The 13,158-nt window shown below is 59.1% G+C and carries 9 protein-coding genes and 1 pseudogene; 4 read left to right on the top strand and 6 right to left on the bottom strand.

Annotated elements, in window-relative coordinates:
- Window positions 1–30: 30 nt before the first annotated feature.
- Window positions 31–1,161: a Gfo/Idh/MocA family protein gene (locus tag ACMDCR_RS24075; protein WP_413989056.1), complete on the top strand. Its 1,131-nt coding sequence runs from the start codon at window positions 31–33 to the stop codon at window positions 1,159–1,161.
- A gap of 275 nt (window positions 1,162–1,436) precedes the next feature.
- Here ACMDCR_RS24075 and ACMDCR_RS24070 read toward each other — a convergent pair whose 3' ends face one another.
- Together ACMDCR_RS24070 and ACMDCR_RS24065 are read right to left on the bottom strand one after the other, a co-directional pair.
- Window positions 1,437–1,787 carry a YciI family protein gene (locus ACMDCR_RS24070; protein ID WP_413989055.1) on the bottom strand — a complete coding sequence of 117 codons (351 nt, stop codon included), beginning with the start codon at window positions 1,785–1,787 and terminating at the stop codon, window positions 1,437–1,439.
- Between the two features lie 884 nt (window positions 1,788–2,671).
- Window positions 2,672–5,590, bottom strand: a complete 2,919-nt coding sequence (locus ACMDCR_RS24065; RefSeq protein WP_413989054.1) for an efflux RND transporter permease subunit — start codon at window positions 5,588–5,590, stop codon at window positions 2,672–2,674.
- A 51-nt stretch (window positions 5,591–5,641) separates the two neighbouring features.
- Between ACMDCR_RS24065 and istA the strand changes: the two genes are divergently transcribed.
- The 3 genes and pseudogenes from istA to ACMDCR_RS24050 all read left to right on the top strand — a co-directional run.
- Window positions 5,642–7,165 (top strand): IS21 family transposase, encoded by a 1,524-nt coding sequence (istA, locus tag ACMDCR_RS24060; protein WP_413989053.1) that lies wholly within the window; start codon window positions 5,642–5,644, stop codon window positions 7,163–7,165.
- Window positions 7,155–7,949 carry an IS21-like element helper ATPase IstB gene (istB, locus tag ACMDCR_RS24055; RefSeq protein ID WP_413989052.1) on the top strand — a complete coding sequence of 265 codons (795 nt, stop codon included), beginning with the start codon at window positions 7,155–7,157 and terminating at the stop codon, window positions 7,947–7,949. The genes istA and istB overlap by 11 nt, the downstream gene beginning before the upstream one ends.
- A 66-nt stretch (window positions 7,950–8,015) precedes the next feature.
- A pseudogene (locus ACMDCR_RS24050) lies at window positions 8,016–8,708 on the top strand (NAD(P)/FAD-dependent oxidoreductase); the annotation flags it as partial.
- A 412-nt stretch (window positions 8,709–9,120) separates the two neighbouring features.
- Here ACMDCR_RS24050 and ACMDCR_RS24045 read toward each other — a convergent pair.
- The 4 genes from ACMDCR_RS24045 to ACMDCR_RS24030 all read right to left on the bottom strand — a co-directional run bounded on the left by ACMDCR_RS24045 (window position 9,121) and on the right by ACMDCR_RS24030 (window position 12,069).
- A complete protein-coding gene (locus ACMDCR_RS24045) occupies window positions 9,121–9,417 on the bottom strand; it encodes a putative quinol monooxygenase (protein WP_413989051.1) in 297 nt (98 codons plus the stop codon).
- Between the two features lie 97 nt (window positions 9,418–9,514).
- The gene (locus ACMDCR_RS24040) at window positions 9,515–9,877 is read right to left on the bottom strand and encodes a nuclear transport factor 2 family protein (RefSeq protein ID WP_413989050.1); all 363 of its coding nucleotides are present in this window, start codon (window positions 9,875–9,877) and stop codon (window positions 9,515–9,517) included.
- 59 nt (window positions 9,878–9,936) lie between these two features.
- The gene (locus ACMDCR_RS24035; protein ID WP_413989049.1) at window positions 9,937–10,323 is read right to left on the bottom strand and encodes a carboxymuconolactone decarboxylase family protein; all 387 of its coding nucleotides are present in this window, start codon (window positions 10,321–10,323) and stop codon (window positions 9,937–9,939) included.
- 159 nt (window positions 10,324–10,482) lie between these two features.
- The gene (locus ACMDCR_RS24030; protein ID WP_413989048.1) at window positions 10,483–12,069 is read right to left on the bottom strand and encodes an alpha/beta fold hydrolase; all 1,587 of its coding nucleotides are present in this window, start codon (window positions 12,067–12,069) and stop codon (window positions 10,483–10,485) included.
- Window positions 12,070–13,158: the final 1,089 nt, after the last annotated feature.

The following is a 13,158-nucleotide window of genomic DNA, read 5'->3' as shown; positions in this document are numbered from 1 at the left end:
TGGTGGTCCGCGCTCTTGTAGGTAGCAATAATGAAATTCAGAATCGGCATTATCGGAAGCGGCAACGTCTCTCTGCAGTATCTGCGCAACGCTCCCCTCTTTCGCGAAGTGGAAATCACCGCATGTGCCGATGTGAATGCTGATTTCGCAAGGCAGCGCGCAGACCAGTTCGGCTTGCGCGCCTTCGATGTCGACACTCTCCTGCGCGACGCCAATATTGATGCGGTGCTCAACCTCACCATCCCGGCGGCGCATTTTGAAATTTCGATGCGAGCTCTTGAGGCCGGAAAACACGTCTACACGGAAAAGCCGCTGTGCTTTACGCTTGATCAGGGCCGCGCGTTGGTCGAGATTGCGAATGCGAAGGGGCTCGCACTCGGATGCGCTCCTGATACGTTCCTGGGCCCGGCCGGAAGATTGCTACGTCGCCAAATTGACGTCGGCGTCATCGGCAAAATCGTGCTGGGAACCGCCTATGTCATGTCGCCCGGTCCCGAATATCACCATCCCAACCCATATTTTCATTTCCAGCGCGGCGGTGGCCCGCTCCTGGATATGGGGCCATATTATCTTACCATGCTGGTCAACCTAATGGGCCCCGTGCGCCGAGTGCTGGGAATGGCGAAGAAAGGTCGCGATTCTCGTACCGTCAAGGCTGAGGGCCCTATGAATGGTTCGCCAATTGCCGTTGACACGGAGACCTCGGTGCTTTCGTTACTCGAGTTCCAAAACGGTGCGCTCGTCACCCTCGGCGCTTCATGGGACGTATTTCGACATTCGAATGAGCCAATTGAGTTGCACGGCACGCAAGGCTCCCTGCGGCTGCCGGACCCTGACACATTTGGTGGGATCGTCGCACTGTCGGATCAGGGCATGGAATGGCAGGAAAGTCACACGGCTGGCGAACTTCTCGGCCAGTTCAATTGGCCGATTGAATCGCCCAATCGCGCCAATTATCGGATGCTTGGTTTAGCCGACATGGCCCGGGCGATTGCCCAGGGTCGCAAGCCGCGGGCATCGGGCGAATTGGCTCTCCACGTGCTTGAAGTCCTGCACGCCATTTTGCGTGCGAGCGAAACCGGAAACGCCGAGATTATCGCTGGCAACGTGCAGCAGCCTGAAGCGCTCACCGAGCAAGAGGTGCGAAGCTACCTTGCTTGACAACCCGCCGATTATTTCGAGGTTCCAGAACGACGCGCGTTAACATCGCTGGCAATTGGCGCGCGGGTCTTGCCAAGTTTCTTTACGGGACTGGTTAAGTTGACAATGCCGCATTCCCTTATGCGTACCCGTTCGTGCCATGTCCACCTTGCTATGCCTTCCATGCGATCCGGACCTGGAATTTCCTGTATGCCTCCCCGACAGGCCAGGGTGCAGCCGCTTGCTCAATCCTTGCCGAGGAGCTCGACGGCGATTGATCAGTGACTGCGTGATAGTCAGGCGAAGTTTAAAGTTTCTCGCACTACGATCGTGCCAATGCCGGCCATTGGAATATCTCCGGCGATCGCAACGGCTTCGTCCATCCCCGTTGCTTCGATAACGATGAAGCCGACCAATTGCTCCTTGGTCTCAGCAAATGGACCATCGATCACCAGTTTCTTCTTCTGGCGCCGACGCACCACTTTGCTGTCGCGTTCGGAACGCAAAGCGTGGGCAAGCACCAGATGTCCAAGGCGCTCAAGTTCCTGATCATAGGCTAGAGAGTCGGCGTCCAATATCTTTTGTCCCGCCGGTCCCAACGTCCGGAAGGCATCGTCCTCTGCATAAACCAAACACACATACTGCATTGTCAGCTCCGTTCACGTTGCAACCTGCCGACACCAAGGTTCTGCGCAGGCGCGACATTAGGCGCCGCAAGCGCACATTCGCGGTGCGGCAATCGAAGGACGGGTTATCCGCTGTACTTGCGACATTTTTTGCAAATGCCGGGTGACAAAATTTTCTGGCTTTTGAGTCATGGGCGATTTGCAGAAGGTGAACAGTGGTTCGGCCATATATCGTTCAGAGGCGTACCCCAAGTACGGATTTGCCGCGGTCTTGGCGATCTTCACAGTTGTCAGTGTGAGCTGCTGCCATCTCACGTTCGCCCCAACGTTCGCGTCTCAGGGTAATTCGCATAACGGGGCTTATGGCCACGCGCTCTGCCTCGGAAGGTGGCAGTGCACCTCGCATTATGCTTCTCACCGCCGTCACGACGAGGGATCATGATAACACCCGTGGCAATTGAATGGTGGCGCCGAGTCACGGATAACTCCTGGGACCGGGCCAAGCGTCGATTGGCATTCCGTGACCAATTGCTGGATCCTATGACGCGGCGAAGGTTGGCGTCACTCGGCGTTGGAGAAGCGTCAAGATGCCTCGCGATCGGCGCCGGTGGTGTTTAAGTGGCAACTTGGCTCTGTAAGCGAGTGGGGCCGTTCGGCGGCGTTGTTGCGACCGATCTCAACATTGCCTTGCTCGAAAGTTTCAGCCACCCGAACCTCGATGTGCGAAGGCACGACACTGCTCTGGAGCCTCTTCCAGGACCGAAATTTGATTTTGCGCGCACACATGTGAGACGACATCGCGGCGCTGCGCTATGTCCTCCATGACCCTAAGTGTTGGTTGCAATCCTCAAGTATAGGGTCCGTATTGCAAGCAGTAGACAAGCCTGATTGCTCAAAGCTCCTCTCTATAGAGCATTAACATGCCGCTCCTGCCCTCTTCCCTCCTGGGACTGAGGCTCCGGGACTGGTTGTTGCACCGGGGTAAGTCTAGGCATGGATATCTGGCTCTGCTGTCGGCGCGGAGAAGCCACTCCTGCGAAGGTGAGGTAGACCACCGGCGTCGTGAATAAGGTCAGGACCTGCGAGATCACCAGCCCGCCCACGATGGCGATGCCCAAGGGAACACGCAGTTCAGAGCCTGGGCCGCTCCCCAAAGCCAGCGGCAGCGCTCCGAAGAGCGCAGCGAAAGTCGTCATCATGATTGGACGAAAGCGCAGCAGACAGGCCTGACGAATGGCCGCAGCCGGCGCGAGGCCTTGGGTACGTTCCGCGTCCAGAGCGAAATCGATCATCATGATGGCGTTCTTCTTGACGATGCCGATTAGTAGGATGATGCCGATCATGCCCATGATCGAGAGATCCTGGCCGCTCAGGAGCAAGGCCAGGAGGGCCCCTAGCCCTGCCGACGGCAGTGTCGAAATGATGGTCAGGGGATGGATGACGCTCTCGTACAGAATGCCGAGGACGATGTAGACGGCGATCACGGCCGCCAGGATCAGCCAAGGCTGGCTGCTTAGCGAGTCTTGAAAGGCCTGTGCAGTGCCCTGGAACGTGGTTGCCACCGTGATCGGCATGCCGACCTGCAACTCGGTAGCATGTACGGCGTTGACAGCCATGCCGAGCGAGGTACCCGGTGTTAGGTTGAAGGACAGTGTTGTCGCCGGGAGGGATCCCTGGTGGTTGATTGTGACGGGCTTAACCCCGTTCTTGACGGACGCCAGCATGCGGAGCGGCACCAAAGTCCCGGTGGTGGCAGAGCGCACGAAGAGATGATCCAGGGCGCCCGTCGAGAATTGGAAGGACGGTTCGAGTTCCTCGACGACATGATATTGGCTGACCTGCGTGAACAGGGTTGCCACTTGCCGCTGGCCAAAGGCGTCGTAGATCACGTCATCGATCGCCTGCACGCTCACGCCCAGCCGCGAGGCCGTTGCCCGGTCGATGAGCAACGTGGCGCTGGTGGCTGCCGCTTGCAGGTCGGACGTTACGTCCTGGATCTGCGGGAGCTTCGACATGGCTTTTTGCATGGCGTCCGACCATTTCGCCAATTCAGTCGTGTCGCCATCCTGCAGTGTATACTGATATTGCGCTGCAGAGGGACGCCCACCGACCTGGATATCTTGCCTTACCTGCATACCGAGCGTCAGGCCCTCAATACCAGCCGTTGCCTTCTTCACACGGGCCATCACCTGGGCCGCTGTCGATTTGCGCTCACTGAATTGCTTGAGATTGATCTGCAGCTGCCCCACAGCCGAGGAGGGGCTTGGATTGATCCAATAGGCGACATTGTCGACTTCGGGATCGGCCATGATAATCTTGCCAAGCCGCTGCATCTTCGCCGACATAGCGCTGAAGGAGATGTCGGTGGCGGCCTGCGCCCGGCCCTGAATGAAGCCAGTATCTTGTTGCGGCAGGAAACCCTTTGGCACCTGCGTATAAAGCCAGAGCGTCGTGGCCAGGGTCAGCAATGTCACCATCAAGGTGATGAAGCGGAAGTGCAGCACGACATCGAGACAGGCGCCGTAGCCCCGGGCGACCGCGTCGAAGGCACGCTCCGACCAACGATAAAGTCGGCCATGCGGCTGGTTGTGCTCATGATGGATCAACCACCCGCAGAGCATCGGCGTGACGGTAAGAGAGACTAGTCCCGACATCAGGATGGCGACGCTGACTGTGACCGCGAATTCTCGGAACAGGCGACCGACAATGCCGCTCATCAGCAGGATGGGGATGAACACCGCGATGAGGGACACGGTCATAGAGATGATTGTGAAGCCAACCTCACGCGAGCCGTCAATCGCTGCCTGGAGTTTGGGTTTTCCAGCTTCGACATGGCGAATGATGTTTTCGATCACCACGATGGCATCGTCGACGACGAAACCGGCCGCAATCGTTAGCCCCATCAGCGATAGGTTGTCGAGGCTGTCTCCGAGCAGGTACATCGCACAGAAGGTGCCGAGCAGAGACAGAGGGATAGTAATGCTCGGTATGAGGGTCGCCCAAAGGTTCCTCAAGAACGCAAAGATCACAAGCACGACAAGAGCGATGGTGATCAGCATGGTGATCTGAACATCATTTACCGACGCATGGATCGTCTGAGTACGGTCACCGACCACAGCAAGAGTCGCCGCGGCGGGTAACCCTGCCTCGAGCGCCGGCAGCCGGTCTTTGATGCGTTGGATCGTTTCCACGACGTTGTAGCCCGGTTGCTTATGGATATCGATCATTACGGCGTGCCGGGATTGGAGCCACGCAGCCTGGTGAGAATCGAGCGGCCCGGTGACAATGGTGCCTAAGTCCTGCAGCCGGATCGGCGCCCCGTTCCGATAAGCGACGACCATCGACTGGTAGGATCGCACGTCGATGATCTGGTCGGTCGCGTCGAGGACGACCGCGCGATCAGCGCCATTCAGGGAGCCCTTTGGGGCGTTGACGGTCTGGGAACCGATGATGCTTCTGATGTCCTCAAGGGTGAGCCCGCGGGCCGCCAGCCGGTCCGGATCGAGGCGCACCCGCACAGAGGGGCGCTGCGGACCGTGGAAGTCCACCAGACCCACGCCCGTTATCTGAGAGAGCTGCTGGGCGATAAAGTCCTCAGCGTAGTGATCTAGCTCAGTGAGCGGAACAAGATCAGAGGATAGGGCCAGCGTCAGAAGGGTGAAATCTGCCGGATTGGTCTTCTCATAGGTTGGTGGGCTCGGAAGGTTCTTCGGCAGATTGCCGGCCGCGGCGTTGATAGCCGCCTGGACATCTTGGGCAGCATGTTGATTTCCACTGAGAAGTGACCCAGTCGGAGGGGATTTTTCCATCGAGAATTGACCCATGTTCGAAGCTCCCCCTGTGCGGCTAGCGCAGGGGACGACGGAGTGATCAACATGGAGTTATTGAGCGTCATTCGACGCTGGCACTACCGGGACCATTTGCCGATCCGGGAGATATGCCGACGCACTGGGCTATCGAGGAACACAGTTCGCAAGTATTTGCGCGCCGAGCGGATTGAGCCTCGGTTCGCTGTTCCCGATCGGCCCAGCAAGCTTGATCCTTATGTGGACAAGCTGTCGGCGATGCTGCGGGTGGAAGCCGGCAAGAGCCGCAAGCACAAGCGCACGATCAAACAGTTGCATGCCGATCTGACAGTCCTTGGTTACGGAGGCTCCTACAATCGGGTGGCGGCCTTCGCGCGCGAATGGAAGGCAGCCCGCCAGCATGAGCAGCGCACCAGCGGTCGTGGCACCTTCGTGCCGCTGGCCTTCGTGTCGGGCGAGGCGTTCCAGTTCGACTGGTCCGAAGACTGGGCCATCATCGGCGGCGAGCGAACCAAGCTGCAGGTTGCCCACTTCAAGCTGTCGTGCAGCCGCGCCTTCACGCTGCGGGCCTATCTCCAGCAAAGCCACGAGATGCTGTTCGATGCCCACAATCACGCCTTCCGTGTCCTGGGCGGCGTGCCGCGCCGAGGGATTTACGACAACATGCGCACGGCGGTCGACAAAGTCGGCCGTGGCAAGGATCGCCAGGTCAACATCCGCTTCTCGGCAATGGTCAGCCACTTCTTGTTCGAGGCCGAGTTCTGCAATCCCGCCTCAGGTTGGGAGAAGGGACAGATCGAGAAGAACGTCCAGGATGCCCGGCATCGGCTGTGGCAGCCCATGCCGAACGTCCCGTCCCTGGAGGCGCTGAACGACTGGCTTGAGACACGCTGCCGGGACCTATGGTCCTTGACCCCGCACGGCGTCCAATCCGGAACCGTCGCCGATGTCTGGAACGAGGAGATCCGTCATCTGATGCCGGTCCAACGCCCCTTCGATGGTTTTGTCGAATACACCAAGCGCGTCTCACCGACCTGCCTGATCCATCTGGAACGTAACCGCTACAGCGTTCCAGCTTCCTTCGCCAATCGACCGGTCAGCGTCAGGCTCTATCCAGACCGCATCGTCGTCGCAGCCGAGGGCCAGGCTATCTGCGAGCATCGGCGGGTCTTTGTCCGGTCCCATTCCCAACAGGGCCAGACGATCTATGATTGGCGCCATTATCTGGCGGTCATCCAGCGCAAACCAGGAGCCCTGCGCAACGGTGCCCCCTTTGCCGATTTGCCGGATGCCTTCCGATCGTTGCAACACCGCTTGCTCAAAACGCCAGGCGGCGACCGCGAGATGGTCGAGATCCTGGGGCTCGTGCTTCAGCATGACGAACAGGTCGTGCTGACGGCCGTCGAACTGGCATTGAGTGCAGGTGTTCCGACCAAGACCCATATCCTCAACCTGCTGCATCGCCTGATCGACGGCAAGCCGATCACCCCACCAACCGTGGACGCTCCCCAGGCTCTGGTTCTGACCACTGAGCCCAAGGCCAATGTCGAACGTTATGAGGCCCTGCGCCGGGAGGCTCGCCATGCGTCATAATCCGGCAAGCGGCGCTCTCGTCATCATGCTGCGCAGCCTCAAGATGCACGGCATGGCCCAGGCCATCGGCGAATTGACCGAACAGGGCTCCCCGGCCTTCGAGGCCGCCATGCCGATCCTGGCGCAACTCCTCAAGGCCGAGACAGCCGAACGCGAAGTTCGATCAACGGCCTATCAGCTCAAAATCGCCCGCTTTCCAGCCTACCGAGACCTCAGCGGCTTTGACTTTACTTCCAGCGAGGTCAACGAGGCTCTCGTGCGCCAGCTCCATCGCTGTGAGTTCCTCGAGGACGCTCATAATATCGTCCTGATCGGCGGCCCCGGTACGGGCAAGACCCACATCGCCACCGCACTCGGCGTTCAGGCGATCGAACATCATCATAAACGCGTTCGCTTCTTCTCAACCGTCGAACTCGTCAATGCTCTCGAGCAGGAAAAGCTCCAGGGAAAGGCCGGTCAGATTGCCGGTCGCCTCGTCCACTCCGACCTCGTTATCCTCGACGAATTAGGATACCTGCCCTTCAGTGCCTCGGGTGGCGCGTTGCTCTTCCACCTGCTCTCCAAACTCTATGAGCGCACCAGCGTTGTCATCACCACCAATCTCGGGTTCAGCGAATGGGCTTCCGTCTTCGGCGATGCCAAGATGACCACTGCGCTCCTCGATCGCCTCACCCATCACTGCCATATCCTGGAGACCGGAAACGACAGCTTCCGCTTCAAAAACAGCTCTGCGAAAAGTCCAAAGCCAGCAAAGGAGAAGGCACGAAACTTGACCTCAGCCTGACACACAAACATCATCGGGGCGGGTCAGTTCTCAATGGAAATCCCGGGTCACTTCTCAACGGAAATCAACACTCTGTTCAAGTTTGGCACCAGCCGGCTCTACTCGGAGGAGGCGCTCGACCAGGGCATCACGACCGAGAAAGCCGATCTCCTCAATGCTTCGATGCCCTATAAGTTGATGCCTGAGATTTTTAGGCCTGTGACTGCCGCAATCAAGGCGGCCGATGCGGATCTCCTGGCGCGTCTTGAGAAAGTGGGCTTCATGCTCGATTTTGGCGACGATGAATCCGGCCTTTTCCTCAAATATATGCGACGTGGCTCAGGTTATTATATCGACGTCGGCGCTTCAGAGCTCATCGCCAACGGGGACGTCAAGCTCAGAAGCGGGGCCATTCGGGAGATCACTCCAGATGGTGTCGTCTTGAGCAGCGGTGAGGAACTGCGGGCCGATCTCATCGTCTATGCCACTGGCTATGGCTCGATGAACGGCTGGGCCGCCCGGTTGATCTCGCAAGAGGTCGCCGATACCGTAGGGAAAGTCTGGGGCCTGGGGTCGGGCACCACCAAGGACCCAGGCCCCTGGGAAGGCGAGCCGCGTAACATGTGGAAACCGACTCGACAGGATTCGCTTTGGTTCCATGGCGGTAACCTGCATCAGTCTCGCCACTACTCACAATATTTGGCCTTGCAGTTGAAAGCCCGTATGGAGGGCATACCTACACCAGTATTCGGTATGCCGAAGGTGCATCATCTATCGTAGCCAGAGAATTGCTTTACTTCGGTGTGTCAAACGAGCTGAAACCGGTACCAGTCTGATTCTGGCGCGCTTCAGGAAAAAAAGCTGATTTGGGCAGGCAGCGGCGCCGTAAATCTATGACATATTCACAGCCGGGCAGGGGGATTCGCATAACGCCTGTTATGAATAATCCCCTGTCGACCAGTAACCGCCATGGGGTCGGAACAAAATTTGCTTCCTCAGACACGATAACCAGAAACGCTTGATCCACTCAATCAGCCGAAATACTTGAATAATTCGCTTAGCGTGTCTGGCGGAGCAAATCTTGTTCTGGCCCCTGGTAGGCATGCGAGACAGCACCTTAAGCGCCTCCGCCCGTACTAACAGGCTATCAAGCCTGCCGAGCAAAACCCCTAGATGTGGGGAAACAGCGCGGCTATTTAAGCGCCAGTACGACCTCGCCCGATACTGGGTCAGTGAGGCCAAGGCCACTGCCAAGGTCTTCGAGCGTGTCGCGGAAGGCATCGAGCGTCGCTATCATAGTCGCTCGCGCAGCGTCTAGCGCCGCCATATCGGTCCATTCAGCAATGATGCAATAAGTGCGTTCCCCGGTCTTGATGATGTTGGCGTGCCGTAGGTTGGGCCAGTGGGACCCGACCATCTTGTGGGCATCAAGGAAGTCCTGCTCTCGACCCGGCTTGACCCGAAAACGTACAGCGTTGAATGCGGTCATGATTTTGCTCCCTATCTCGCTTGGCGGGACGGCTTGCGGCCGGCCGGGCCGAAGCCCAGCGCGGTCTCTTCGCGAAATGACGAAGGTCCGCGCGGCGCTATTCGTCCCAGGCCTGGACGATGGTCTGGTCGGCGATCAGTCCGTTCTCCAGTCGGACCACCGACATGCACAAGACCTTTGCCCCGTCCGGATAGGCGCAGGCTTGGGTGAAGGCCATCTGGTCGTCCTCAGCGATGGTGACTTCCACACGGTGCGTCATAGCCCGTCCGCAGATATCGTCCCAGAACGCGCCGATCGCGGCCCGTCCCTTGATCTCGCGCGGTCGGCTGGGGGGATTGTTGCGGTCGACGATGCGCGCCACGGCGTGATCGGCGTAGAAGCTGGCGAGAGTCCGACCGTCCCGTGTCTCGATCGCGCGCTTGATCCCGGTGCTGGTGACTGGCTTGATCTTGTCCTGCATTTCCCTGGTCCTCCAGTTGAGTTGCGCTCCCGCCTGCCTTCGGCCGGCGAGGCAGTCGGTCACTTGGTGGCATGGACGAACACGGCGTCGATCTGCTGCCCGAATGTCCCTGGTTCGGCCTGCATTCCGTTCAGCACCGTCGACCAGTGCCGCACGATGGCCGACATGGCGAGGGGCCCGCGAACCTCTTCGTCCGTGGCCCTGCTGAGCTTTGCTAGCTTGGCGCGGAAGTAGACGAGTGCGGTGCGCAGGTTGAGCTGGATCGACTTGAATTCGGCCCAGGCAGCGGCGATCCCGGAATCAGGGAAGGCGCTGAACGTTTCTGGCAACGAGCCGAGTGTCACCACGATATCCGCATGGGCCGACTCGGCCGACCTATCCTGCGCCATCGCTGCCGGCATAGCTGGTATCAGTGCGCGGAAACCGACGACGAGCGCACGCTTCATGATGGTTCTCGTAAGTCCCGGCATTATGGCATCCTTTTCGCATTTCGGTGACGACGCCCTGCGACGACACCAAAGCACGAAGTCAACCGTATCAAAGCAGCGCGCACGCTGCTTCCATCGAAAGCGCCATGCTGTTCATGGCTCGTTCGAGCCAGCGTCTCAGAGCTCTGGCTGGCGCGCGACCAGCGCCGCCGCTGCGGCTCGAGTGGGCATATCAAGCTTCAACAAGATATTGGCGACGTGCCGCTTCACCGTGTGTTCGCTGAGGCCCAGACGTAGGGCGATACCGACATTGCTTTCGCCATCGGCGATCAGCGACAGCACTTCACGCTCGCGCGCGCTGAGGGCCCTGGCATCGGTCGGACGAGCCATGCGTTGTACAGGCTCGAGATGTCGTTCGGTCACGAGAACCACGATCGGCACGCCGTCGGGGCCGTTCTCCACCGCAAGTATTCCGCGATCGACAAATTGCAGCCCGGAGCCCGAAACCAGATCGCTGGCTTGCCGTGACAGCAGGATTTCGGCGGGGCGGGCGGCAGCGGCAATGCAGTCGGCTATATCGAGCACGCTACCGGACAACGGCTGAAGCGCGATGTCGATTTCGCCGATATGGATCGCCTGTGCGATGGGGAAACCAAGTGAGGTTGCGGTCTCGCGCAACGCGATCGCGCCGGCAACGACGCGCGTTGGCCCGTCGAAGCGGGCGACGATTCTTTCTGCAGAAGACCATTCCGCGAGGCCACCATGGCGTTCCGTCACAGCCGGAACCGCTTCGCGGAGGCGTTCCAGGCGCTCGTCCAGAAGCCGTTCCTCAATGCCGTTCGCGGAACGGTCGGATTTGTTGGCGACGCGCACGATGAGAAGAACGGCGAGCACGCGGTTGCCGTCGGCGACCGGACGTTGGCCAGTGAGGAATTCTTCGATGAGATCGGCGACGCGGTCGACATCGCCGGTCCAGATCGGATGGTCGCGGCCGGGAAGCTCGGCCAGACGCGCGCCGGTTATCCCGCGTGCGAGACGGCGACTGCCGTCCACGCCCGCAAAGAAGTCCTCGATCCGATGAATGACAAGAGTCGGGGTCCGCACATCGGAGAGCCTGTCGCGAATATCGATCTCAGCGTTCACGCGTATCAACGCGGCAGCGTCGGTCGGACTTGCTGACAGGCGCTCGAAGCGTGCCCACCAGTTGGCAAAATGGCGATCGTCGGCGCGGCCCGGCACCAGCAGATGAACCATTGAGCCGTTGCCCCACGATGCTTCGATCGACTCGATGAAGGTGCGAAGTCTCTTGGAGTCCATCACCGTATTCTGGGAATGCGTATAGCCGCCGAACAGCACGAGCGCGCGCACTCTCTCCGGGTTATTGGCCGCGAACAGCACGGACAAGGCCGCGCCTTCGGACGCGCCGATCAGGATAGCTCGTCCGCAACCGGCGGCATCGATCACTGTCCGAATGTCCTCCGCGCGTGCGCCAAAGCCAGGACGCTCCAGCGCATTGCGGTCGCTCAGCCCTGTCCCGCGCATATCGAACAAGATCAACCGGCCGAAGACGGATAGTCGTTTGACGAGACGGGCATAGCCGGGATTTTCGTCCAAAATATCGAGATTAGAGGGGAAGCCAGATACCAGCACGAGGTCGAGCGAACCCTGACCCACGACTCGATAGGCGATCCTCGTCCCGCCATTTCTGGCGTATCGCGTCTCAACCGTGCGCACGACGACGGCCCATGTTGCTTGATTAGCCATACACTATAGCAAGACTTGCGCTTGTCGGCAGCGTAACAGACGAGCCGGGCGCTGACATCACGACCACGAACATTTAGACGATAGCGATTGGGCTGCTCGTCTGCACTTCGGCTGCACGTCGGGCGGCGGCGATGCTGCAGGCGTGTGGTGCGACCTCTGGCGTGTCGAAATGCGCTCGGTGTCACTCGCGATCTTGGGCGAGTCTTCCTCGATTTGTGTGGTGATCGAAACCCTTTCGGGAGCCTAACGGTCTGATAACCCTCTAGAATTCTGAAAGTCTTTTCGTGACTGAAATGAGCACAACGTAAGATTGTGAGCGCAGTTCGATTTGCCTAATGTCATCGGTGACCTCCGGCGAATTCTCGTTTCCGACAAGCACCAAAAGTGACGAAGACCTAATTATGTACAGCGCAACATCATCACCGTCTTCTCCGCGGTCCGCAATCTCTTCGTCCCGCCTCGTCCGCGCCGTGTCGCTCTTAGCACCCACCTCCATCGACTGAACGCCATGGCGCAGTGGAGAGCCGCGGCAGGCGTCGCCGCTTGATCCCCATAAGAGGACGAATTCATCTCACCGCGACCGTCCCGACATAACGTGACGTCGACACTCCCGACACCGCCATATTGCCAAGACGCACTCGGCCGCTGTCAGCTCTCCTCTGAGCGGACTTTCCCAACCTCTGAGAAGGGCCAACTCGTGACGTCGACGGAGATGACACCCACCCTCGCTTTATGTTGGGCTTTCGATCCGCCAAGACCCGGGCAGGGATTCGCATAACGGAGTTTATGGTTCGTTTGAGATGGTTACCGAGCGTTGGTTGGCTGTTATGCACGACAGCAGGCTGGCCGCGCGATCAATGTCATGGGCCGAGACGGTGCCTTCGTTCCAGACCGTCATCTTTAAATTGGCGTAGAGCTTGCCCCCAATGGCCGACCGCGAGATATGCGGAATTGTCGATATCCTGAGCCAGGCCCTCAACCGTAGCCTGATCTGTGTCCTCGTCGAAAGCAAAGGTTGCTGTGGCCCTGCCGTTGGTCGATTTGAAATAGGATGGGAGGCGCTGCAACTTCTAACGAATAGATTATTAC

It is taken from the genome of Labrys okinawensis, from assembly GCF_047345005.1.
Taxonomy (GTDB): Bacteria; Pseudomonadota; Alphaproteobacteria; order Rhizobiales; family Labraceae; genus Labrys; species Labrys okinawensis.
This window is presented reverse-complemented; position numbering and strand designations above follow the sequence as displayed.